22 protein-coding genes are annotated in these 25,449 nt (G+C 35.6%); 18 read left to right on the forward strand and 4 right to left on the reverse strand.

All coding sequences use genetic code 11. The annotated features are described in order from the left end of the window. The first annotated feature begins 92 nt into the window (after nt 1-92). The 5 genes from KYG33_RS18855 (at nt 93) to KYG33_RS18875 (ending at nt 6,608) form a co-directional block, all read left to right on the forward strand. Complete coding sequence (locus tag KYG33_RS18855; protein ID WP_219072231.1) at nt 93-536, forward strand: 3'-5' exonuclease; 444 nt, start codon at nt 93-95, stop codon at nt 534-536. Between the two features lie 193 nt (nt 537-729). Further along, a complete protein-coding gene (locus KYG33_RS18860; protein WP_219072232.1) occupies nt 730-1,281 on the forward strand; it encodes a 3'-5' exonuclease in 552 nt (183 codons plus the stop codon). Between the two features lie 775 nt (nt 1,282-2,056). Then, nucleotides 2,057-2,473: a hypothetical protein gene (locus KYG33_RS18865; protein ID WP_219072233.1), complete on the forward strand. Its 417-nt coding sequence runs from the start codon at nt 2,057-2,059 to the stop codon at nt 2,471-2,473. A gap of 91 nt (nt 2,474-2,564) precedes the next feature. Then, nucleotides 2,565-5,261 (forward strand): DUF6493 family protein, encoded by a 2,697-nt coding sequence (locus tag KYG33_RS18870; RefSeq protein WP_219072234.1) that lies wholly within the window; start codon nt 2,565-2,567, stop codon nt 5,259-5,261. Nucleotides 5,262-5,264: 3 nt separating this feature from the next. Next, entirely contained in the window at nt 5,265-6,608 is a 1,344-nt protein-coding gene (locus KYG33_RS18875) for an SWIM zinc finger family protein (RefSeq protein WP_219072235.1), read from the forward strand. Nucleotides 6,609-6,733: 125 nt separating this feature from the next. On the opposite strand, the gene KYG33_RS18880 is transcribed toward KYG33_RS18875, so the two are convergent. Next, the gene (locus KYG33_RS18880) at nt 6,734-7,186 is read right to left on the reverse strand and encodes a VOC family protein (protein WP_077413928.1); all 453 of its coding nucleotides are present in this window, start codon (nt 7,184-7,186) and stop codon (nt 6,734-6,736) included. Nucleotides 7,187-7,578: 392 nt separating this feature from the next. Between KYG33_RS18880 and KYG33_RS18885 the strand changes: the two genes are divergently transcribed. From KYG33_RS18885 to KYG33_RS18895, 3 genes are all read left to right on the forward strand, one after another. Then, nucleotides 7,579-9,096 carry a TROVE domain-containing protein gene (locus KYG33_RS18885; RefSeq protein WP_077413929.1) on the forward strand — a complete coding sequence of 506 codons (1,518 nt, stop codon included), beginning with the start codon at nt 7,579-7,581 and terminating at the stop codon, nt 9,094-9,096. A gap of 496 nt (nt 9,097-9,592) precedes the next feature. After that, nucleotides 9,593-9,814 (forward strand): phosphate ABC transporter substrate-binding protein, encoded by a 222-nt coding sequence (locus KYG33_RS18890; RefSeq protein WP_077413930.1) that lies wholly within the window; start codon nt 9,593-9,595, stop codon nt 9,812-9,814. A gap of 1,015 nt (nt 9,815-10,829) precedes the next feature. Beyond that, the gene (locus KYG33_RS18895; protein ID WP_219072236.1) at nt 10,830-11,645 is read left to right on the forward strand and encodes a hypothetical protein; all 816 of its coding nucleotides are present in this window, start codon (nt 10,830-10,832) and stop codon (nt 11,643-11,645) included. A gap of 458 nt (nt 11,646-12,103) precedes the next feature. Here the strand turns inward: KYG33_RS18895 and KYG33_RS18900 are convergent, their stop codons facing one another. Further along, on the reverse strand, nt 12,104-12,439 hold the full coding sequence (locus tag KYG33_RS18900; RefSeq protein WP_219072237.1) for a helix-turn-helix domain-containing protein: 336 nt from the start codon (nt 12,437-12,439) through the stop codon (nt 12,104-12,106). Between the two features lie 11 nt (nt 12,440-12,450). Further along, complete coding sequence (locus KYG33_RS18905; protein ID WP_077413933.1) at nt 12,451-12,879, reverse strand: helix-turn-helix domain-containing protein; 429 nt, start codon at nt 12,877-12,879, stop codon at nt 12,451-12,453. Nucleotides 12,880-13,501: 622 nt separating this feature from the next. On the opposite strand from KYG33_RS18905, the gene KYG33_RS18910 reads away from it, so the two are divergent. Beyond that, a complete protein-coding gene (locus KYG33_RS18910) occupies nt 13,502-15,040 on the forward strand; it encodes a SulP family inorganic anion transporter (RefSeq protein ID WP_180565183.1) in 1,539 nt (512 codons plus the stop codon). A gap of 218 nt (nt 15,041-15,258) precedes the next feature. On the opposite strand, the gene fusA is transcribed toward KYG33_RS18910, so the two are convergent. Next, complete coding sequence (gene fusA / locus KYG33_RS18915) at nt 15,259-17,325, reverse strand: elongation factor G (RefSeq protein WP_219072238.1); 2,067 nt, start codon at nt 17,323-17,325, stop codon at nt 15,259-15,261. Between the two features lie 626 nt (nt 17,326-17,951). On the opposite strand from fusA, the gene KYG33_RS18920 reads away from it, so the two are divergent. From KYG33_RS18920 to KYG33_RS18960, 9 genes are all read left to right on the forward strand, one after another. After that, a complete protein-coding gene (locus KYG33_RS18920; RefSeq protein ID WP_077413935.1) occupies nt 17,952-18,620 on the forward strand; it encodes an HAD family hydrolase in 669 nt (222 codons plus the stop codon). An 8-nt stretch (nt 18,621-18,628) separates the two neighbouring features. Then, nucleotides 18,629-19,453: a phosphoribosyltransferase family protein gene (locus tag KYG33_RS18925; RefSeq protein WP_077413936.1), complete on the forward strand. Its 825-nt coding sequence runs from the start codon at nt 18,629-18,631 to the stop codon at nt 19,451-19,453. Beyond that, a complete protein-coding gene (locus tag KYG33_RS18930) occupies nt 19,443-20,000 on the forward strand; it encodes a TerD family protein (RefSeq protein WP_077413937.1) in 558 nt (185 codons plus the stop codon). The genes KYG33_RS18925 and KYG33_RS18930 overlap by 11 nt, the downstream gene beginning before the upstream one ends. 2 nt (nt 20,001-20,002) lie before the next feature. Then, on the forward strand, nt 20,003-21,178 hold the full coding sequence (locus KYG33_RS18935; protein ID WP_180565185.1) for a toxic anion resistance protein: 1,176 nt from the start codon (nt 20,003-20,005) through the stop codon (nt 21,176-21,178). A 16-nt stretch (nt 21,179-21,194) separates the two neighbouring features. Next, entirely contained in the window at nt 21,195-22,142 is a 948-nt protein-coding gene (locus KYG33_RS18940) for a hypothetical protein (RefSeq protein WP_077413938.1), read from the forward strand. A 68-nt stretch (nt 22,143-22,210) separates the two neighbouring features. Continuing rightward, a complete protein-coding gene (locus tag KYG33_RS18945; RefSeq protein WP_077413939.1) occupies nt 22,211-22,819 on the forward strand; it encodes a TerD family protein in 609 nt (202 codons plus the stop codon). 85 nt (nt 22,820-22,904) lie between these two features. Further along, nucleotides 22,905-23,948, forward strand: coding sequence for a TerC/Alx family metal homeostasis membrane protein (locus tag KYG33_RS18950; RefSeq protein ID WP_047382297.1), 1,044 nt, complete (start codon nt 22,905-22,907; stop codon nt 23,946-23,948). Nucleotides 23,949-24,304: 356 nt separating this feature from the next. Beyond that, a complete protein-coding gene (locus tag KYG33_RS18955; RefSeq protein ID WP_219072239.1) occupies nt 24,305-24,832 on the forward strand; it encodes a TetR/AcrR family transcriptional regulator in 528 nt (175 codons plus the stop codon). A 3-nt stretch (nt 24,833-24,835) separates the two neighbouring features. Beyond that, nucleotides 24,836-25,249 carry a nuclear transport factor 2 family protein gene (locus KYG33_RS18960; RefSeq protein ID WP_219072240.1) on the forward strand — a complete coding sequence of 138 codons (414 nt, stop codon included), beginning with the start codon at nt 24,836-24,838 and terminating at the stop codon, nt 25,247-25,249. Nucleotides 25,250-25,449: the final 200 nt, after the last annotated feature.

The raw sequence follows: 25,449 nt of genomic DNA on the forward strand, positions 1-25,449 counted from the left end.
TGATGGAAGGAAAAATGAAAATAATATTTCATTGCGTATTGAACAGCCTTCATCATACATTTTACTTTTTGCATTGTACATTTTACAATAACATGAAAACAACCAATGAGATCATAATTATTGATCTGGAAGCTACGTGCTGGGAAAACGACAGAATTCCCATCGGGCAGAAAGTCGATATTATAGAAATAGGGATTTGCAAATTAAACTTAACATCAAAAGCAATTTCCCAAAAACAAAGCATTTATGTAATTCCTGAAAGATCAGAAATCAACAGATTCTGTACAAAACTGACCGGAATTACTCCTCAATTGATAGAAGAAAAAGGAATTTATTTTGAAGAAGCCTGCGAAATGATCAGAGATCAATACCGTTCTGCGCCACTTACATGGGCAGGATACGGAAACTTTGATGGAGAACAGATCATAGAACAGTGTGACTGGCTTGGAATAACAAACCCTTTTTCAGAAAACTATATGAATGTGATGCATGAATTCAGAAGACATTTCAGACTGCACAAACAAATAGGGCTTTAAAAGCCTTGAGCTATCTGAATATGGACTTTGAAGGCACCCATCACAGTGGAGCAGATGATGCTTACAATACAGCCAGAATTTTAAGTAAGATTCTGTAAATAATTAGGATGGATGACTGAAGCTGGGAGCTGGAAGTAAATCACATGCTGTAAAACTTCCCTCTTCCATCCTTTAACAATTAAATTTTAAACAAGTGAAAACAACAGAAAACATATTAATAGTAGACCTTGAAGCAACATGTTGGGAAAACTACCCGCCAAGAGGTCAGGAAAGCGAGATCATCGAAATTGGGGTATGCATCATGAATGCAAAGACCGGTAAGATCTCCAAAAATGAAGGGATTTTAATAAAGCCCCAATACTCAAAAGTAAGTCCGTTCTGTACGGAACTTACTACTCTTACCCAAAATATGCTGGATGATGAAGGAATCATGCTGGATGATGCATTCGATATTCTGAGAGCAGAATATGATTCAGAAGAACTTACATGGGCGAGCTACGGAAACTACGATCTGAATATGCTTCAGAACCAGGCAAGAAGGTTCTATACAGATTATCCTATGAGTGATGACCATATCAATGTGAAAACATTATTCGGACAAACTCATCCTATCATCAGGAAAAGTGTTGGGATGAAAAGGGCTTTGGGTGAATTGGGTATGACTTTAGAAGGTACACACCACAGAGGAGTGGATGATGCCAAAAACATTGCAAAGATTCTGCATTGGTGTCTGAAGAATTATTAAATAATCTGAAGTTACAACAGATCAATTTAAAAATGAAGACTGTCTCAAAGCATGAGACAGTCTTTTTTTATTTTGTAAGTGTATAAAATTTAATGAATTACCATCCTGATTTTGATATTTTAAATAAAATTAACGTATCTGTGCAATATAATGGTTTCATCACAAGGTATTATAAATTCTAAAATTAAGACACTAAACAATGTGTAAATATCAAAGTAGAGAGTCTTTAGACACTTTTTTATTAATATATCTTTAAACAGGGAATTGTTTTTATGTTGTCAAAGTGATGGTATCAGTTGTTTTATTAACTTAATATTTTGTTAAAAAATTCACTTTAATGGGATAATTTACTGTCTGCCAGTCATTTTTTTATATTTTAGCTGATAAGAATGAATTTATGCTTATTGATGGTGTTTTTGAGATAAAAAAATTAAACTATAAAATAAAGGAAATTACTCCTTTTCTTAAAAAGCTTACACCAAAAGGTAAAAAAGAAGTTGCTGTTCTTTTAAAAAAATATAATAATAAAAAACTGAGCCGCAATACAATTTGTGTATTGGCTTCTTTGATTTGCTGCAAAGCGGGAAATGAGTACAATGACAAATCCGGATATGTTGTAATACCGGCTTATTTTGTCGACGAATTCTTTGAAAATCACCTTCTTGAAAATACCTCTTTTTTGAACAATTTATTCAATTCTTATCGTTGTGTTTATCATAATGGCCTGTTTAAAATTTTATATAAGAGACTTTGTTTTTCAGATTCTTTTTTTTCAATGAAAAGCAATGAAATTTTATCAAGTGCTGTATATCAATATAATACCAAGGAAGGAATAGCGTTTCCGGATGTTTGGATGAAGCTGAATTCATCTTCTCTGCAGATGCATTATTTATTCCTCTCTTTGGGACTGTTTAATAAATACGAAACACTCTCTGGTACGGCTTTTGAAGCCTTATTAAACAATACAGTTTCGGATGATTTTAAGAAACAGAGATTAGAAATATCAATCGGTAAAAAGGTCAGTTTTGAATGGACAATAGTAAAGATACTTACAGAAAAGTTTTTAAAACTTATCAACCTGATTACCAATCGAAATATAGCTTTCAGAAAACTGCTGATCCCCATTCTTTCAGCTGTTGAGAAATCAATTTTTAATGTTAAAAGCTCTCCAATTTTTGTTATGAACTGGTAAAGCAGAACCAGACCAAGACAATTATCGGACTGCTGGAAGAATGGAAAAAATGAATAACCTGAAACAAATTTATACATCAAATTAGAAGCGCATGAAAGAAAGACTTTATGAGATCCTTAATGAGGAAAAGATACATGAGATTATCCCTTTTCTAAAAGAACTTAGTATTGAAGAAAGGAAAACCCTGGTGCCCTCTATAAAGAAAATGGACAGGGAAATCAGTAAAATTGTAATGACTAAAAACTCCTACCACACGGCAGGATCTGTAAGCCAACATTCCATTATTGATATTGCTTCATTTGTCTGTATGGATAAAAAGAATTTCGGTAAAAACTACTGGAGTCTTTTCCGTAATGCAGAACAGACCGAACAGATTCTGGAGTGGGGCTGCCCAGAATGGTTTTCAGACTTTATCAATGAATCCGTAGAAGCTGAATTTACAGCGTTTAACTATAAAGATATTTTAGGATGGACAGAAAAAGGCTATGTACAGCCCAAACCGGAATTGCTGGGACATCATCTGAGTAATTATCCGGCTGAACTGGACCGTCATCCCGAAACCCTTAATACCCACTTTTGGTACTTATGTGAATATCCTTCCAAATCTTTACCTTTCCGTAAAGAATGGTTTCCTATCGTTCAGAAACTGATCACAGAAAAAAAGATTGAAAGAAAAAGATTTTTAAAAGAATGCCTTCTGGCTTCCAACAGAAATTTTAATAAAAATGTCACGGGCTGGTTTATGGATGCATTTACATCATTAAAACCAACTGAAGAAGAACTTTCTGAGCTGCAGGATGAATTGCTTGCAGGGTTGGCCTCCTCACAGTCAAAAGCTGTGAATACCATATTATCACATTTGAAAAAAATTGTGGGAGTTCCTGATTTTAAGAATGATGAGTTTTCCCATTACCTTCCGAATCTGCTGAGCTCGGAAGTAAAAACAGTGGTTGTTTCCAGTCTGGTACTGACCGAAAAAATATTTCAGAGAAAGAAAATAGATCCTGAAATGCTGGGAATGGCTCTAAGTACAGCATTTGTCAGCAAAGATGATGGCGTACAGTCAAAAGCTGCGAAAATTATCCTTAAATATATTCCGGCTTCAGAAAATATGATAGAAGCTCTTTCACACTATTCGGATAATATACTGACTAATGTACGTCCTCTTCTTATAAAATATATTGAAGAAACACAACCGGAGCTGGAGGCAATAGCTTCAGAAAAACTATCCCTGACTCCAGAAGAAAATGCGGTGAAAGTACTTGAGAACTTTGAAGACCTGATGTTTTATCTTCCTGTGGCCATGGATGATCCGTACAGTCATCATTGTGATATTGCTTTGGCTGGATTTATCCGCTTTGCCGGTGATGTAAATGCTGAGTCTGTGAAATTAATAGAACCTGTATTTTTGAAAGCCTGTAAAACAATTGCGAAATGGGAAGTTCCCTATCTGAATGTTTTACTATGCAATGCTATTATCAACTATGGTTTGGATTTACTGGAAAAATATCCGATTCAGCTTAAAAACCTGGAAAAAATTTACCATAAAACCAAAGATGAGGAAGCCGAAAGAGAATCTTACTCCAATTATCAGAAAAAATTGGGACCGATTGAAAATGTAGGAGCAGATTGCCCCGCCAGAATCGCGTTTAAAGAGCTTGCTATTTATGCGTATGAAAAAATAAAGTCAGGAGATAAAATCCCGCTATTGTTCCCGGTTACCCATGCTCCATGCTGGATTTCCCCTGTTACACTGGTGGAAAGATTAGAGAGCTATCAGAATAATAATATCGTACCTCATCATCTTGATATTCAGCTGGCATTGCAGCGTTGTGCTTTAGACAATACTTCAGAAGCTGTGATAGAAGTTGAAAAAAGATTAAAGGGAGAATATAAAGAACTGTTACTTTTCTTCTTTGGCAAAAATGCCAGACCGGAAGGAAAATTTGAACACCCTTCATGGTGGATGACTGCGGGAATTACCCGTTCGCCGGAAATTGTGTTTGAAGAATTCAGCAGTTTCGGATATGATGATATTCCTGTAGAATTCTTTTCAGGGACTTACAAATGGAAAACCATTGATAATAAGAAAAACTCATACTATCCTGTAGAGCTGAAAATTGTTCTTCCCAAATATCATCTTGTAAAAAGGAAAGATCCTTTATTCGTGGAATATTTCATTGCCGAACAGAAAGAACTTACCGAAATCCCTGCATTGATGCTGTGTTTTCCGAACACTCCGGCAAATGCTTTGGCAAAAGTAATCAAGCACTGCCTTTTCTTTTCAGGAATTGCCGAAGTTTATGAAAGAAGCCTGGTTTTGAATACTGCGAATGCGCTTTATCAGATCAAAAAACCTTTGGATGAAATCGGGTATTTGTTCTTAGGAACTATTTTCCTGGACAGCGATAAAACGATCCGTGGTACAGCAGCTGAAATTTGGCTGGAACACGTTTCTTCCCAAACGATGGATAATGCATGGTTAGGAAGAGTAATCGGTCTCCATGAAAAGCTGGAATGGGCTCCTGTTAAAAGATTGACAGATCTTATACAGCATCATATGCTGAATGTAAGTAAGAACCATAATATTGCTCTGGAAGAATTGATTTCCAATATATTGCTTCAAATGGAAACGCCGGTTACCAATCTGAAAAAGATTCTGGAAATCTACCATGAAGTATTGGCTTTGAATCACTCAGAAGCCCATAAGGAGATAATCGGGAAACTGGATAGCTGGAAAGAAAATTCAAGTCTGAAAAAAATCTGCAGTCTTCTTCTGAAAAAATAGATTATGGAGGGTACGCTTATTTACAACTACTCAGGAGTATCCTCTTTAGTAAGGAAAGATGCGCTTGAAGAACTTTTTCTCGCTAAATACAGCGAGGTACATAAAAATACCGATGCACCATGTTTTTTCTGGGGAAATGTCGGGCAGCCTTTTATTTTAGCACGCTGTCTGATTACACTTTCTAATATTGTGAAATCCAGCTTTAACCTGTCTCCGTTTCAGATGGCGCTTCTCAAAGATCCGATAGTAACAGCCGGAAATCAAAGATTGCGCTTTGAAGGTTTTTCTCACTGTGCAGGAGTCTACGCAAGAGTTGACATACTGCCTGATGGTTTGGAAGGAGAATTCCTGGAAAATGGAACTACGAATGTCGATTTTAACCAGTCTATGATAACTGCTCTGGGAAGTATCCGTCCGAATGAAAAAATTATGCTTTCCGTAGGTGAAAAAGAAGTGGCTCTGTATAAAGAAGAAGAAAAAGTAATAGAAAGAAAAGTCCCTTTGCCATCAAAATGGATTAAAGGATTGGGAACTGTTCAGATATATTTGTCGGAATCCGAAAAACGTTATACTTTCAATAAAATTCAGACCCAGCAGCTGTTCCGGGGAATGCCGAAAGGAACTATAAAGTCCGATTATTATCTGATTGTGAGAGGAAATAAACCCTTTTTTTCTCCGGTAAAATCTGCAGATGCTGTTTGTATAGGCGGGCTTCACAGGCTTCGTCTTTTAGAGCCTCTGCTTCCTTATATTGATTCTATGCAGGTTTTTCCACATTCTAATATGCAGTCTACAACATGGCAGCTTTATATGGGACATATCAGATTCAGTTTTTCTTTGTCAAGAGAAAGCTGGAGAGGTTTCTCAGGAGAAGGAGCTGTTCTGGAAAGCCTGATTTCTGAGGTTTCTGATGAGTGGACTGATGCTTTGGATAAGTATGCTTATGCCAATCAATCTTTTAATCCGGATAGATTTGCTTTGGAAGAGAATATCAGTTTTGACAGAGCTGAAAATATTACTGGAAGACTTGCTGCAATGGGATTACTTGGCTACGATCTTGATGATCATGAATTTTTCTACCGCAGACTTCCTTTTAAATTGAGCCGTATTATTGGCCTCAACCCCCGTATAAAAAATGCCGAAAAGTTGATAGAATGCGGAAAAGTAGAAATTTTAAATAACAACAAAGAAAGAACAGAAGCCAGAGTAGAAGGAACCGGTGTGCACCATACAGTAATCATTGAAGAAGAAAAAGAACGCTGTACCTGCGAATGGTTTAGTAAGTATCAGGGAGAAAGAGGTCCCTGTAAACACGTGTTGGCAGTGAAGAAACTGGTAAACAGTTAAAAAGTTCTCCTATCTGATTTTATTATCTTGTTGACAGTAGCAGGGACACAAAAATTTTGTATCCCCTCATAACTTTGATTTCTTGTGCCTGTGCGTTATTTCAGTAGCTGACAGGTATTTTCATCTCAATCTTTTACCTGTCTCATCCATTCCTCATAGCTAAGTACCCCCAATTCCGGTTTACTTTCTCCTTCAAGAATAGAGATAAACTCAAGCTGGTTTCCATCCGGATCATTGAAATAAATAGCCAGTGCCGGCATCCATGCAAATACCATTGGTTCAACACTTCCATTTTTTAAGAAATTGTAGGGCTTTAAATCTTTATTTTCTAAAAACTCCACTGAATAGTTTAAAATATCTTCCTTACTGCTGGAAAAGGCAAAATGTCTGGTCTGAAGATTCTCCTTCTGCTCCCACAATCCCAACATAAATTCTTTCTCTTCTCCAACCCATAAAAAAGCAATAGGTCTTGTTTCATCTCTATGAGCCAGTTTCAATCCTAATACTTTCGTATAAAACTGTATTGCATTTTCCAGATTGCTCACCTGGACATGAGTTTCATATATTCCCTTAATCATAGCTTAATTTTAATGACAAAGCTAGAAAACCCTTTCTGAAAAACAGATCAGAGATGATTTCTTTAATGAAAATGAATGATAGAAGGATTTTATAATTAGGGATTAGAGATTAGGTTGTTGGTAAATATCACTATCTGTTTTCAAAATCAATTCAATAGAGGTGGGCTTTAACCCGCCTTACAAGCAACTCATTCATCCGGCTTCAGCCAAAATTTAAAAATCTGCATGAATTTTTTAAAAATATTCAATGTATTAGATCTAATCCCCAATTAAAGAAAAAAAACAAAGAAAAATTTTCTACGCAAAAAGGTTGCGCAATACTGTTTTTACTTTGCATCAGAAATCAGAGAGGAAGTACCAATCTTTCCAATGTTTAACCAAAAACAGTAACCATGAAATTTAATTTTTTTAAAAAAGAAACTAAAGTAGTATTGAACTACGAAGGTGAAAAAGCATATGCGATGACACCTGCCGAAGAATTGTATAGTGCTGTTGTTACAACAGGACTTTCAGATACCAACTATGAAAAAGGAAATGACAGATTGAAAAGAATCCAGTCTCTGATCAAAAAAAATGATCCCGAATTTGTAGCTAAACTGGCGGTGTATGCAAGAAAAGATATGTATTTGCGTTCCATTCCATTGGTATTGACTACCGAACTGGCGAAGCAGGCTTCCGGTACGGATCTGGTAAGTAAAACGGTAGATAAAGTAGTACAGAGAGCAGATGAAATTACAGAATTACTGGCGTACTACCAGCTTGCAAATAAAAGAACAGATACCAAAAAACTGAACAGACTGTCAAAGCAGATTCAGAAAGGTTTGGTAAAATCATTTAATAAATTCGATGAATATCAGTTTGCAAAATACAATAGGAAAGCAGAAGTAACTCTGAAAGACGCACTCTTTCTGGTTCATCCGAAAGCTAAAGATGAAAATCAACAATCTGTTTTCAATAAAATTGCCAATAATACATTGGAAACCCCTTATACATGGGAAGTTGAACTTTCTGTTTTGGGGCAGACGAAATTTGCAGATGATACAGAAAGAAAACTGGCTTTCAAAAACAAATGGGAAGAACTGATCTTCAGCAACAAATTGGGCTATATGGCAACCATGAGAAACCTGAGGAATATCCTGGAAGCCGGAGTATCATCTGATGCCATGAATAAAGTCTGCAGATATCTTTCTGATGAAAGAGCAGTATCCAATTCAAAGCAGCTCCCATTCCGATTTCTGGCGGCCTACAGAGAATTAAAGACTATAGATTCTCCTTATTTGGCTTCAGTATTGGAGGCATTGGAAGATGCTGTGGTAGTAAGTGCTAAAAATATCAAAGGCTTTGGTTTTGATACTTCGGTAGTTATCGCTGCGGATGTATCCGGTTCTATGCAGAAAGCAGTTTCCAATAAAAGTAAAATTTTGCTGTATGATATCGGTTTGCTGATGTCTATGAACTTGCAGTCACAATGTAAAAATGTGGTAACAGGTATCTTTGGTGACCGTTGGTTAAGAATTCCAATGCCTAAAAACGGTATTTTAAGAAATGTAGACGCATTTTATAAACGAGAAGGTGAAGTAGGCTATTCTACCAATGGTTATCTGGTCATCGAAGATCTGATCAAAAGAAAAGAACAGGTAGATAAAGTAATGCTTTTTACCGATACTCAGATGTGGAACAGCATTGGAAGCAGAAACTCTTTTGAAGACCTTTGGAATAGATATAAAGCCATCGCTCCTCATGCAAAACTGTATATTTTTGACCTGGCAGGTTATGGCCAACAGCCACTTGATGTCAGAAAGAATGATGTATACCTTATTGCAGGTTGGTCAGACAAAATTTTCGATGTGCTGAATGCTTTGGAAGACAAGAAATCTGCAGTGAAAATGATTCAAAAAGTAGTGCTGTAGTTGGCACTGCTTTTAAAAAATAACATAATAAATCAGTTGTAAATCCGTACGAGTTTAGAATTTTTATAGAGTTGAGGTTATTTTTAGCAAAAGTTTCCAAGTCTTGAATTTTTGGTTCTTTTGCTTCAAGGCGAAACGAACAAATGTTTAAATAAAAATAAACTACGTAAAAAGATTGCGTACATACAATATAATTTTGCAGTGTTAATACTATCGGTGCCGTTAGAAAGACATCCTTCGATTCCAAAAACAGACAGAGTCTTTCATATGATTGCCCGCTAGCTAACCAATGCCGTTGATAAGAGTTTCATCGTCAACTTCCAATTGAATATCAATTATTCTTATTATTAACTTGCTTGGTTTTTAATAAAAACATAACTACGTAAAAAGAATGCGCAGTAGCTATCTAAATTTGCAAAAGAAAAAAATAATAACCATGATTCATCATAAACCAAATCTGAAAGAAGCACTGTATTGAGGTTAATACTCAATACTTATGAAAAAAATTAAAGTGGTAAGACAAAAATTCGGATTCAATGAATATGGATTGATTGACTTTCCGAAGAAAATTTCCGGTGTACAGATTTCAAGAATTATGCACGGAGATGATATGGGTTGTTCATACTGTTTCCCACACGGTTATGAGGTGGTGAATGCAAAGTATACAAAATTCCAGCGAAACTGGAAGAAATATAGAAAAACTCAATGGAAAAATTAAAATCAGGTGCCGTTTTGGAATCATACTTCGAGTTAAGTCTTCAGATGTAGGTTCAATTCCTGCCATACCTGTTGTAAACGGAATGTAGCTCAAAAGATAGAGTAGAAGAAAAAGAAAAGATTCCGCCGTTTTGCCCTGATTATATAAAAGAGTGCCGTAGAGAATACTTACTTCGGTATAAGTTGGTTCGACTCCAGAATGTAAATGATCTTATATCAGTCTTTTTTGAACCTGGCTTCTTTTATTTAAATCACACTCATGAAAAAATAATAATAAAAAGGGCGAAATTTCCAGCGATGACAGCTATGGAAATGTGACATAGGAAACGGAGGCGTTAAAAAAATAAACTTTGCGAACGTTAAGAAAATTCTATTGTTTGAAGCGCGACACAGTAAAGGAAACGAAGAACTAATGGTAAATTCGCGCAAGTTTAGAATTTTTAGAGAGTAGAGATTATTTTTAGCCGGAGTTTCCAGGTCTTGAACTTTTAGTTCTTTTGCTTCAAGGCAAAACGAACAAAATTTAAATAAAAATAAGTGCGTAAATGGAATGCGCAGTGACAATATAATTTTGTAAAAAGAAAACGAATAACTATGAATAAACATAGAAAGCAAGTGTCGTAAAACAGAGTTACTTCTTTAGGGGCGGTAATACAGGTTCGAATCCTGTTCTGCAATCGCAGATAGTAGAAATGGTAACACCCCGTATAAGGCTCTGTTTGATTTAATTACCTTACTAAAATAAAAATCAAGTGTCGTCTTAGAATCATACTTCGAGATTGAATAAACATTGGGTCGCAGGTTCGAATCCTGCCTTTTCCCTCGAAAAGGAGAGGTAGCTCAGCAGGTAGAGCAAATGCACGGAAGATTCTGAAAAACATTACCTTGATTTACATAAAAGAGTGCCGTAGAAAAGGCCTACTTCGGTTTAATTTGGTTCGACTCCAGAAGGTCATGAAAGTGATCTTGTATAAGTCTTTTCGAGTCTTGCCTCTTTTATTTTAAAACTAATAACAATGGATATACCAAGTAATCTGACCGAATTTTTATACTGGGTCAAAGAACGTACTGAAAAACTATGGTTGGTAGATGATGAAAATTGTCCCAAAGGATTTTACGGAGCCAGATGGCAAGGGCTTTCTGAGGAACAGATTGACGATATTGAGAGAAAATATGAGGTCAGTTTTACTTCTGAACATAGAGAATTTCTAAAGATTCTTCATGCCATCGACAAAAAAGAAATTGTTGAATACGAAGATGAAGGAGAGCTGATTACAGAAGAATGTACCTTCTTTTATAATTGGCTTGAAAATGAAGAGGAAATTATCAGTCAAATAAAATGTTTTTACAAATGGGTGTGGGATGATATTATTAGTGTGAATTATGTTTGGCTGAAATCGTGGGGAGTAAAGCCTAATTCTTTAGAAAGAAAAAAAGAAATATTTGACGAGTGGTTTTCGAAACTTCCGCAGTTATTACCTGTTAGGAATTCAGCATGTGTTGTAAACAATGAGAACTTAAAATGGAATCCTGTAGTAAGCGTTAGTGGTTCGGATGTTAACATTCTGGGCTGGGATTTCAGAACTTATTTGCTATATGAGTTAAGAGAGCATCTTAATATTTATACAGATGTATATGATGAAGAAGATCAAATGTTCTACCCTGAAATTATTGATGAGGTACAACAAATATTTAATGAAAATTATAAATATGATGAAACTAAAGACATTCCTTATTTAAAGGAAATGATTCTTTACTGGTCTTCCGGATGGAGAGGGTTTGGGTTAAGTTATCACCCTGAAAATGCCAGAGTTCATCCTATCGTTAAATAAAACATATATAGCTGAGGAAGAAAAATAAAACAAACAAGTGCCGTAGAAAAATGCTACTTCGCTCATCACGACGGGGTCACGGGTTCGAGTCCCGCCTCTTCCACAGAAAAAAACACGATGTACATAGGAAGAGTAGCTCAGTTGGTTAGAGCACGACTGCATTATTCGGTTGTTGCCTTGTTTTCATAAATCAGAAGCCGGAAGTGGGACGTTGAAAGATCTCTTTGTATATAATTTTCTATAAAGTCAGATCGATTTTCAGACTTTACCCTCTTTCTTCTCCCCACTTCCAGCTTCTTTATAGTACGATTATAAAGTGTCGTTAGGAAAAAATTCATCGTAACGCAATTAAGGGAGGAATAGCGAAGCCGGTCACTCCGGCAAGGTTATCCGGTTCGACTCCGGCAAACGAAAGCCCGGTTTTTTCCTTATCATTACCTTTAAAAAATGCCGGTAAATTATTTACCGGCACTTTTCATGGTATTAAGCTCTTCTTCAAACATGAGTTTCCATTTTGAAAGAGTAGTTCTGCTTATCTTATATTTTCTCGACATATAGCTTGTTGAATGACCATGCTTTTTCTGATACTGAAGCAGTTTTAACATAGTATGCCTGTCATAGGTTTTAAGTTTTTGATTTTCTCTGGACTGTTTGAACAGTTTTTCATTGAACTTCAGAACATCCTCACTGGTATTCAGTTTTTCAAGAAGTTCTTTGATTTTTGGGTCTTTCAGCTTTTCAGGATATTCCATCCTAAGCATATCCTGATAAATTTTTTTGTAATTGGGGCGCATGTCTTATCTGTTTATCCGTTTACATTATCGCTCTTCTGAAGCCATCTGTGAAGAGTGCTTTTCGGAATAGAATATTCTTTAATGACTTCATTTTGGGTCATTTCACCGGAAAGAATTCTTTTCATAATAAAATCTTTGATTTCCTGAGTGTAAATGTTTTTCCTGAAATAAGGCGTTTTTTCGGACTTCTGCTGGTTTTTGTTGATGGCAGAAGGAGGTGCATATAAAATTAAATGTGAGCTGTAAAGTCTGAAAAAATCATATTCCAATAATTTGCTCCATCTTAGAAGAAGATCCGTATCCATCGATTTGCTGTCATACATTACCTCGATTGCTCCTTCATCTTTACCTAAAAATTTACATATCCTTTCTATTGTTATTTCATTTTCATCTACCCTTTCCTTAATAAACTTTCCAATATGGATTTCTTTATATAACATTTTATTGAATATTATTCTTTTGTTTAAACTTATGTATCAAAAAAACGAAAATAGGTTTTATATATTATCTTATGTGTTGGGAAATGATTCACTTCAGTTTGAAATTGTTAAGAAATAGAAATTATGATGTAAGAATGTTAAATTGCGTTTAATAAGATGATGAGTCTTAAAAAACGGATATGTAACTTACCAAATAACTTAAAAACAGGTGGGTAGGAGTCACCTTAATGTACTTGGGATATATTCTTTATTTTCAATGGGTTTTCTCTTCTTCTCCTTCAAACTTCTCTTCCTGCCATTTGTGTAAATAATATATGACCTATTAAGGTTTTTATACAATTCTATGAGTTGAAGCTGTAGATAAATTGATATACAGCTTTTTACGCGTTGAATTCTTTAATTAGTACCAAATAATTGCTTATTCGGTTTCAAATGTAAACAAAAATAAGATGTAAAAAGAGATAGAAATGTAAAAATCATACTTTATATGCTTATTTTAATTAAAATTAACATATTATAAGAACTAATGTGTGAATTGCTTACATGTCATAGGTTTCACCATAGAAAAATGATAAAAAGAAAAATTGTATACCATAGGGACAGTCCATACCTTTGCAAATCAATGAAAAATACTATAGGCTTATTCGACTTTTCGAAGAAAATAAATTATAAAAATGAACTGCTGGCCGGTTTTACGGTAGCGATGACGATGATTCCCGAATCTCTTTCATTTGCTATCCTTGCCGGTTTGTCCCCGCTTACAGGGCTTTACGCCGCTTTTATGATGGGACTGGTAACAGCTGTTTTGGGAGGAAGACCGGGAATGGTTTCCGGAGGAGCTGGTGCAACCATTGTTGTATTGATTGCTCTCATAAAGTCTCATGGCATAGAATATCTTTTTGCTACTGTAGCACTGGCCGGAATACTTCAAATGCTCGTAGGTGTATTTAAATTGGGGAAATTTGTGAGACTGATTCCACAACCGGTTATGTATGGATTCCTGAACGGATTGGCCATTATTATCTTTATGGCGCAGGTGGAACAGTTCAAAACTACAGACAGCAGTGGAGCTGTAAACTGGCTGCAGGGAATGTCTTTGTATATAATGGCTGGTTTAACTGTCTTGACGATCGCCGTAGTCTACTTTTTTCCAAAGATAACGAAAGCAGTTCCTGCCTCTCTTGTAGCCATTATTATTGTCTTTGCTGTAGTTCTTGGATTTGATATTCCAACCAAAACAGTAGCAGATATTGCTCATATCAGTGGAAACCTTCCTGGTTTTCACATTCCGCAGATTCCTTTTTCTCTGGAAACTTTACAAATTATTTTTCCATATGCTTTAATTATGGCCGGAGTAGGTCTTATCGAATCTCTTCTGACATTATCCATGGTGGATGAAATCACAAATACAAAAGGAAGTGCAAATAAAGAATCCGTAGCACAGGGATTAGCCAATATTACCAACGGTTTCTTTGGTGGAATGGGTGGTTGTGCAATGGTAGCGCAGACTTTGGTCAATCTTAATGCAGGTTCAAGAGCGAGATTGTCAGGAATAATAGCATCGCTTCTTATTTTAATAATCATTTTGTGTGGAGCACCTGTCATTGAAAAAATTCCCATGGCTGCTTTGGTAGGAGTCATGATGATGGTAGCAATCAGTACTTTTCAATGGGTATCGATCAGGATTGTTAATAAAATGCCGAAATCAGATATTTTTGTTGGGGTTACTGTAGCTTTAATTACTGTGATTTTACATAACCTGGCTTTAGCTGTTTTAATTGGTGTTATCATCTCAGCATTGGTTTTTGCCTGGGATAATGCCAAAAGAATCAGGGCAAGAAAGCATGTAGATGAAAACGGAGTTAAATACTACGAAATATATGGACCTTTGTTTTTTGGTTCAGTGACAGCATTTACAGATAAATTTGATCCAATGAATGATCCAGAGCAAGTGATTGTTGATTTTAAAGAAAGCCGTATTGTGGATATGAGTGCGATAGAAGCGTTAGGTAAGCTATCTAACCGTTATAAAGAACAAAATAAAACATTACACTTAAGGCATCTCAGTGAAGACTGCCGGAAAATATTGAAAAATGCCGAAGCAGTAGTGGAAGTGAATATTCAGGAAGATCCAACTTATAAAGTGATGCCGGAAAAATAGGGCAGGAATCAATAGTGAATTGTTGTAGCATTTAGAAATTGACAAGCACAGCGAATTGACGATTGACCATTCACAATGTCACAGTCAATAGTGAATCTTGCTTCACAAATGAATAGTGAATTATTGTAGTATAAAAAATTGACAAGCGCAGCGGATTGACAATTGATCATTCACAAACAAGACAAGGACTGTAAGAAAAATCTACAGTCCTTGCTTGTTTAGGTGATTAATGTATTCGCGATAAAATCAGGCACTAAAGCATAGTGTGATAATCTCATGCTGATGGAAGCTCTTCCGCTCGTCAATGTTCTCAGATCAGAAATATATCCGAAAGTTGAAGCTAACGGAACTTCTGCTGCAAAAATCTTTCTTCCTGATTTTTCATCAATAGAAGTGATAATTCCTCTTCTTCTGTTGATATCCGCAGTAACAGCACCCGTGTATTCCTCAATACTTTGAATCTCTACCTGCATGATAGGTTCCATCAGTTTGGGATTACATCCTTTTGCTGCCGCTTTGAATCCTTCTCTTGCGGCAATTTCAAAATCAAATGCAGCAGAATCCTGAGCGTGGAAAGAACCATCCAGAAGAGTGACCTTCATGTTTTCCAGAGGATATCCCTTTAAAGGTCCGTTTTCCATAGCTTCTCTGAATCCTTTTTCAACAGAAGGAATAAATTCAGTGGGAATAACTCCTCCTTTGATCATATTGATAAATTCCAATCCATGTTCATGATCATTTCTTGGTCCAATTTCAAAGCTGATATCAGCAAACTGACCACTTCCTCCGTTTTGTTTGGAAAGCTTTTCTCTGTGAACTTTGGTTTCCGTTAAGATCTCACGGTAAGAAACTTTAGGTTTTCCCCGATTAATTTCAATACCATGATTCAGACGGATCTTTTCCAAAGTGACCTCAAGGTGAAGCTCTCCTAATCCACTTAATAAAGTTTCTCCGGTTTGAGCGTCTCTTTCAACCACCAAAGAAGGATCTTCCTCCTGGATTTTTGCCAGTACCAAGCCAAAAGATTTCTCGTCGCCATTGGTTTTCGGTTCAATAGCTATCCTGATAACAGGAGTTGGAATTGTAATCGCTTCCAATAATATCGGTTTATCCGAAGAAGATAAAGAATCTCCGGTTTTGGCATCCTTTATTCCGGTTAAAGCAACAATATCTCCTGCTTTAGCTTCTTCCAACGATAACGTTTTATCCGACTGCATTTGTAAGATTCTTGAAATCCTGAAGGTTTCACCCGTTCTTACATTCAATAAAGTATCCCCTGATTTTATTGTTCCGGAATATACACGAAGCATAGCCAGCCTTCCCATATGTTTATCAATCAATACTTTGAAAACAAGCCCTGAAAAAGCAGCAGCTTCATTTCTTTCCAATGTTATCATTTCCTGTGTGTGAGGGTCTTTTCCCTGCAGGTCAGCAAGCTGATCAGGAGCCGGAAGATAAGTTACGACAGCATCAAGTAGAGGCTGGATTCCTTTATTTTTAAAAGCAGAACCACATAAAACGAGAACAGCCGATCCGGATCTGCAGACTCTTTGTATAGCTTCCGAAATCATTTCAACGGTGATGTTTTGTTCATTATCCATAAAGATTTCAAAGAAAGTCTCATCGTATTCTGCAAGCGTTTCCAGTAAGGTTGTTCTGTACTCATCTGCCTCAGCAATAGAATTGTCAGGGATTTCTTTTTCCACAATGGTTTCTCCGTTTTCATCGGCCCAGTATAAAGCTTTCATTTTGATAAGATCAATAACGCCTTCAAAATGTACTTCAGCTCCAATCGGAATCTGAAGAGCCATAGGAACAGCATTCAGTTTGTTTCTTATATCATTGAGAACCGCAAAAAAGTTTGCCCCAACTCTGTCCATTTTATTGATGAAACAAACTTTGGAGATTCCGTGTTTTTCTGCCTGAAACCAAACATTCTCAGTTTGTGGCTGAACACCGGAAGAGGCACAGAAAACGGCAACAACGCTATCCAGAACCCTTAGAGAACGTTCCACTTCCACCGCAAAATCAATGTGTCCCGGAGTGTCAATAAGGTTGATATTGTACACATTATTATCTTTTTTCCATTGGGTAGAAATTGCAGCAGAAGAAATCGTAATCCCTCTGTTTCTTTCCTGAATATCTTTATCCATGGTGGTATTTCCATCATCTACATTACCGATTTTATGAATGAGTCCTGTGTAATAAAGAATTCGTTCCGATAAAGTTGTTTTTCCCGCATCTACATGTGCTATGATCCCTATATTTCGTGTATTGTATTTCATTTTGTTTGATTTAAGTTGTTGATTTTTAGATCTGTATTTTGAAAAGGGTCTGAAAAAAATGAGCACAAAATACACTCCGGTCTCATAAAGCCGGTAAAACATTTTTTGTATTTTGTATCAAAGAGAAATTTTCAGAGATCTTAACAAATAACAGAAGTTTTTTGAATTGTTAAAGTCTGAAAATAGGGCAGCAAAAAAGACCTATCCGAATAGATAGGTCTTCAATATATTTTTGGGTATAAAAGATCTATAGACTATTCAGATAAATATTCAGTGCTGCCAAAGAACACAGCTCTGACAGGATTGCTTAACGTTATAATATTTATCATTTTTGTTGACATTGTTGATTGTTAATCGGTTGCGAAATTATAATTTTTTTTTGATTTCCAAAGAATTTTTGAAAATATTTTTTTGTGGATTGATATTAAACACTTCGTCAATCATCTTCTGTGAATCTGTCAAAATTGTGAAATTTCATAAAAATATCTTAAAACAGATATCGAAGGTAATGCTTTTATGATAAATATTTTATCTTTGGGAAGAATAGTATTATAAACACTTGTTGATGATTAAAAAAATTTAAATCTTTTTCAAGAAGCTAATAAAAACTTTTAACTTAAAACCTATTGAAAACAGATATCGACATCCATAAACACTGTCATTTTTCCTTTGACCTGTGGCTCACTTTAATAAAATCTCATCCTGAATTTAAAACAAAAAGAGTTGAGCTGTTCTCCTCATTTTTCAATGTAGAAAAACCGATGAATGAAGTTGCGAAAACCGTAAAATATTATGATGATCTTTGCAATACCATTAATGAAGTGACAGGAGGGAATATAGACACTTTTGAGATTTATCTGATGATTCTTGGTTCTCTGGATGTAGATGTAAAACTTTTGACTAAAGAAAAGCTTAATGAGTTTTATAGCAAAAGTGAAGAATTGTTTCTGGAATACAGGCCAGTTGTGATTTTTGAAAATATTCACAATTTTTTTGAGGATATCAAAAATCAGGGGAAGACTATTAATATTCTGAGCAACACAGGGTTCATCAAGGGAAAAACCATGAGGAAATTTCTGATCCATGAAAAGCTGGATCAGTACATAGATTTTCATATCTATTCTGATGAAATTAACTGTTCCAAACCGAATCCGCTCATTTTCCAGGAAGTGAAAAATAACATCAAGGATCAGGATTTGCCGCTGCATCAGATCCTGCATATCGGAGACAATCTGGTAGCAGATTATCAGGGAGCAAAAGACTTCGGTTTCAGTGCACACTTACTTAAACACTAAAAATAAACATGAATAAAAGATACAGCTTACACCACATTCATTCGGCGGATGAGTTTACTTTCTCACCTGCGGAATACAGCTATTTCAAGTATGGCGATAAGTCGTATGCTGAAAAATTTGCAAGAGAATTATTCGACGGATTTATTTCTGAAAATGAGGAGCTTTTTAATACTGATAAAGAGATTGTAGTGCTGCCAAGCCCATATATGGCGATTCCTACAGCTTCCAACTTTTTATGCTTTTACTTTAAGAAACATCTGGATTTTTATCTGTTTCAGAAAGGAAAGAAGTCGAGTATTTTATCTAAGATCAATCGTAATCACACTTATATTACAGATTATGGGAATCTGAATTTTGAAGATCGGAAAAATCTGATCGCAAATGATACTTATTATATTGATAAGGATTTTTTGAGAGGAAAACTTTGTATTTTTATAGACGATATAAAAATCACGGGAAGCCATGAATATACAGTCAACAGAATTCTGAATGAATATAGTGTAGAAGCAGACTTTATATTCATGTATTACGCTGAACTGATGAATTTTGACCTTGATCCTAAAATTGAAAACTTTTTCAATTACTATGCCGTGAAAAATGTAAAACATGTTGCAGAAGTGATGAACAAAGAAAGTTTTCAGTTCAATACAAGGATTGTAAAATATATTTTAGGCCTGGATTCAAGTAATTTTGATTATCTTACGTCTAAAGTAAAAAAAGAACAGATGGATCTGCTTTTGGAGCTGGCTATCAGCAACAATTATCATTTAATAAAAGAATACGAAAATAACATCAATACTTTAACACAAACGGAATTATATTATGGCTATTAACTTACAAAAAGGACAAAGAGAAAATATTAACGCACCTAAATTTACTGTAGGTTTAGGATGGGATATCAATAATACTTCTACAGGAACAGGATTCGACCTTGATGCATCTTTATTTTTGCTGGGGGACGACAAAAAATTAGTTTCAGATAACCACTTTATTTTCTATAACAACCTTGAGTCTCCGGACAAATCTGTAATTCACACAGGAGATAATCTTACAGGAGAAGGGTCAGGTGATGATGAGCAGATCAAAATTGATCTTACAAAAATTGATGATGCGATCAAAGAAATTACAGTAGTGGTAACCATTCACGAAGCAGATTCAAGGAAACAAAATTTTGGACAGGTAAGAAATTCTTTCATCAGAATTTTCAATACAGATACGAATGAAGAGATCTTAAAATATGAATTAGACGAAGATTTCTCAATCGAAACCGCTGTAGAATTCGGAAGAATCTACAACAGAAACGGAGAATGGAAATTTGAGGCTGTAGGTGCAGGACAAAGAGATGGCCTTGACAAATTTGTATCAATTTATCAGAAGTAATCATGGACAATAAGGAAAATCAACCCATAGATCCACTAGGATCAATAGAACCTCTTAAAACCTTTGAACCTACTCCAATGGTTCCGCCAACACCGGCTCAGCCTGTCCAAAACGCAGCGCCGGCGGTTCTTGTAGACAGAGAAGGAAATGTAAATCTGACGCAGCTGCAGTCAGAAGAACGTCAGAAATATGAAGTTCTGGCGAACTCTATTGATGAAGCTAATCCTGGTTCCATCGTGAATTTTGGGGCGGAACTTCAGAAAACATTAACCAACCAGAGTGACAGCTTCTTAGGAAACGTAAGAAGATCCAACTCAGGTGAAGTAGGAGGGCTTATCAATGATCTTTTGGTAGAGCTTAATTATGTGGATGTTGAAGAGCTTAATGGAAATAAAGTGAAAAGTTTCCTAAGTAAATTACCATTCATGAAAAAGGTAATAACTCAGGTAGAGAACTTGTTTACAAAATATGATAAGATCATCAATAATATTGAGCAGATCTCTTATAAAGTAAACGCAGGAATCATTACTTCCACAAAAGATAATGCCGTACTTCAGACTATCTTTGAAAGCAATGTGAATTCTATCAAGCAGATTGAAGATCTTGTGATTGCAGGAAATCTAAGAATGGAAAGAGCTGCAGTAGAACTTGCTCAGATGGAAACTGCCCCTCAGAATTTTCAGGATTATCAGATTGCTGATAAAAGAGATTTTATCGCACGATTAGACAGAAGAATGGCTGATCTTAAGGTGGTGCGTGTGATCATGATGCAGTCGCTTCCACAGATCAGGCTCGTACAGAATAACAACGTTTCTATTGCTGAAAAAGCACAGACTATTCTTACCACTACACTTCCTGTATGGAAAAACCAGCTTTCACTTGCTGTGGCGATGTACAGACAGCAGCAGAATATTGAGATCCAGCAGAAAGTGTCTTCTACTACAGAAGAGATCTTAAGAAAGAATGCGGAACGTCTTGGACAGAATTCTGTGAATGTTGCCAGAGCGAACGAGCAGACTATCGTATCTGTGGAAACATTAAAAGAAACAACATCAATGCTTATCAATACATTGAATGAAGTGAAACAAATCCAGAAACAGGGAGCAGATAACAGAAGAAAACTGGATCAGGATCTTCAGACATTGGAGCATGAACTTAAAGCGAATGTCAGAGGTTAATTTATAGAATACTAAGGTGGGGGATGATGCAGCAACCATATTGTCGCAAAGCAAAAGAAGATTAACAAAGCTTAAGCTTCTTGCTAATTTTTTTGAACATATTGATATCATATCAATCTATATCAAAACAGATATTATCCACAATCTGTTTCAGGAAAATACAGCTTTAGATTACAATAAACTGGAACTTTTTCACCTGCAGTATACAGACAGTCTCATAGAGCTTCTGACTAAAATTAAAAAGCAGAAGGAAAATGATATGCTGGCGGTCATCAATGAAATTAACATCAACAGTAAATATATTTCAGGTTTTGAAGAAAGACGGGTAGATAGCTTTCAGACCGACAGGAAAATGTACAGCGGTGTATTTTCCCAGCATCTGAAAACTTTGTATAAAGATCTTACGGAAGATAGTTTTACGGCCAATTGGGATAATGTATTATACTTTCATAAAAAATATGCTCAGGAATTTTATAGAGCGGAAGCAGATGAAACACTGCTGAAATCCGATTCATTTCCCGCATATCAGTATAAAGATTACTCCATTGAAAGAAAACTGTTGGGAAGGCTTAATATACAAGGGTTTAAAGTCCGTTTTGTATGTGGTTACCTCATAGGAACCCATGATTATGAACTTTTCAAAATCTTTCAGTCTGATGATCATTTTATTTTCAGTGTTGACGAAAAGAAATTGTATCTTTTTGACAAAGAACTGGACAAGCTGGATATTTCTGAAAATCAATCTAATCAGAGTTCCATTATTGATCAGTTGAGAAGCAAAAATGAACAGCTGGAACATAGTATGAACGAAAGAAAACGTACTTTACCGGCAGAAGTGGAAGGTGTTTTGAAAGACTATATCAAAAACCTGGAAAATATAGATATTATGAGCAAAATATTTGATTTTGACGAAGAAACAAATATTCTGCGGGCAATGCTTAATTTGAATTTAAATAATAACTAAGACGAAATTTGAAAAGCAAAGAAGATTCGCTTTTTTGCAAAATGTAAATAACAACTAAACATAAAAAGATGGCTATCAACTTACAAAAAGGTCAGAGAATTAACCTTAAAAAAGAAAATGGAGCTGAGCTTTCCCAAGCTTGTGTAGGAATCAACTGGGGAGCAATTGAAAAGAAAGGATTTTTTGGAACTAAAAAAGAAGCAGTAGACTTAGACGGAAGCTGTATTTTATATGATTCAAACAAAAACGTTACTGAAGTAATCTATTTTGGAAATCTTAAATCCAGAAACGGATCTGTAAAACACAGCGGAGATGATCTTACCGGTGACGTAAACGGAGATGACGGATTGGATAACGAGGTGATCACAGTAGATTTCAGCCAGCTGGAGCCGAATGTAGAGCACGTAGCACTGGTACTGAACAGCTATAGAGGCCAGGACTTCGGAACAATTCCTTTTGCTTCTATCCGTATTTATGAAGGAACACCTACCAATGTGAGAGAAGTGTTTGCAAAATATGATATTGCAAATGATGCTTCTTTCAACGGACATGTTGCCATGGTAATGGGTGTTTTCTATAAGAGAAACGGAGAATGGAAATTCAACGCTATCGGAGATCCTACAGCAGACAAAAAGCTGGAGCAGACGATCCAGACGGTACAGATGAATTATCTATAATCAATTGTAAATCAAAAGATAAATAAAATAGCAATATTTGTACTCTGTACATCTATTGCTTTTATCATATAATAACATAACTCACGTGGAACATCAAAGTATTTTAGAACTGCACCCAGGTCTGGTGTGGGGATTTGCAATAACAGTCGTTATCATGCTGCTCCTGGACTTAGGGGTATTTAATAAAAAAAGTCATGAAGTCTCTTCCAAAGAAGCTACCATATGGTCTATCGTGTGGATTTCGCTTTCAATGGTTTTTTCAGGAGTGGTGTATTGGGTATTCAATACCGATGGAAGCCCTGAAAGCCATGCTTTGGCAATAGAAAAATTTACACAGTATCAGGCCGCCTATTGGATTGAAAAAGCCTTGTCTGTAGATAATTTATTTGTATTTATCCTTGTTTTCGGTTTCTTCAAAGTTCCGAAATACCTTCATCACAAGGTTCTTTTCTGGGGAATCATCGGTGCATTGATCTTCAGGGCTATATTCATCTTTGCAGGAGTAGGATTGATCAATCTGACTTATCTTCCTGAAATGAATATTTTTGGTAAAGCTGTACAAATCAATATCGTTATGGCACTGTTCGGATTATTTCTTGTGTATGCGGGTATCAAATCATGGGGCGACGGTGGCGACGATGACGACGAAGATTACAGCAATACAGCAGGAGCAAGACTGATCAAGAGTTTCTGGAAAGTTTCTGACAACTATGACGGAGATAAATTCTTCACCATTCAGAATGGAATCAAAATGGCAACTCCTCTTTTAGTGGTAGTAGGGGTTATCGAATTTACTGACGTTCTTTTCGCGGTAGACTCTATTCCGGCTATTTTTGCGATTTCTAATGACCCTTTCATCCTTTATACATCGAATATCTTTGCGATTTTAGGATTAAGATCATTATATTTCCTGTTAGCGAACTTTATCCACATGTTCAGCAAACTTCCTTATGGATTGGCGATTATCCTTTCCTTTATTGGAGTTAAAATGCTTATTGCACCATGGATTCATATTACGTCTCCGGTTTCTTTAGGAATTGTAGGAGGAGTATTAGTGATCTCTGTTCTTTTATCCATCATCTTCCCTGAAAAAGAAGAAGAGAAGAAAGAAGAATTAGAAGAAAAATAATTTTATTTAAAAATATATATAAAAAGCCTCCGGAATTCAATTCTGGAGGCTTTTTTGTTGGAAGAACGCAAAGGCGCAAAGAAGATAAAAATTATGCTGCTTTTAAGACGCAAGAAAATCAAAGATTTTCAGCAAGGATAATTACTTATATTAATTATTCGCATTATTCAAAGCCATATTATTAGCGGTATTCAATTTTATCGAAGATAAAATCTTTGCGCCTTGACACATTCTTATAAAAACTTTAGCGCCTTTGCGTTTCCAACAAAATAAAAGAAATATTTAAAAAATAAAAATAGACAGACTGGTCTGTATATTGTTTTTTTTCATACATTTGTTCCAGAAAAGAAAAGCATATGAAATCCCCAAGAGAAAGAATTATAGAAACCACATTTCAATTGTTCGCAAGACAAGGCTATAATTCTACCGGAATCAATCAGATTATTTCAGAAGCAGAAGTTGCCAAGGCAAGCTTTTATCAGTATTTTAAATCCAAAGAAGACCTGTGTGTAGAATTTCTGAAGGTAAGACATGAATATTGGTTCAATGAACTCCATAACTTCTTAGCAAAAGAACAAGATTCAAAATCTAAAACTACCAAAGCTTTCGATTTTCTGGTCTATATGAATAAAAAGGAAAACTTTCGGGGATGCAGTTTCCTGAATATTTTATCAGAAATCCCAATGGATAATATTAAAATTCTGAGTGTCATTCAGTCCCATAAAGTTGATCTCAGAAACTATTTTTCAGAATTGATAGATGATGATGAACTATCCGACCATGTTTATATGCTTTTTGAGAGCAGTATCATAGAAAGCCAGCTTTTCAAATCCAATGAATTAATTGAAAAATCAAAAAAAATAGTTACCAATTTAATACAATAAATCATGGAACAAAAACACCCGCTTCCGCCTTTCACTCTTGAAACGGCATTGGAAAAAATTCAATTGGCTGAAGATGCCTGGAACAGTCAGAACCCTGAAAAAGTTTCCAAAGCATATACTATCAACAGCGAATGGAGAAACAGAGATACCTTTGTGAATGGTAGAGAAGAGATTGTAGCATTTCTTCAAAAGAAATGGGATAAAGAACTTCATTATAAGCTTAAAAAAGAATATTGGGCACACACGGATAATCGCATTGCTGTTCGCTTTGAATATGAATATCAGGCCAAAGATGGAAACTGGTTCAGGGCGTATGGAAACGAGAACTGGGAGTTTGATGAAAATGGGCTGATGGCGAAAAGATATGCAAGTATCAATGATTTGGCTATCAACGAAGAAGATCGAAAGTTCAGATAAAATAATAAGAAATTATCTCAAAACTCAAATTATTTGGTTTTTGTCATTCTGACGAAGGAAGAATCTTAATGATAAACAATGATGTGAGATTCTTCACTACATTTCATTTCGTTCAGAATGACACTTCCAAGAAATGCTCTTTTTTAGATAAAATCTTTGTTTTGCATTCAAAAATTCATAACTCATCATTTATAATTCAT

It is taken from the genome of Chryseobacterium sp. D764 (genome assembly GCF_019317325.1).
Classification (GTDB): domain Bacteria; phylum Bacteroidota; class Bacteroidia; order Flavobacteriales; family Weeksellaceae; genus Chryseobacterium.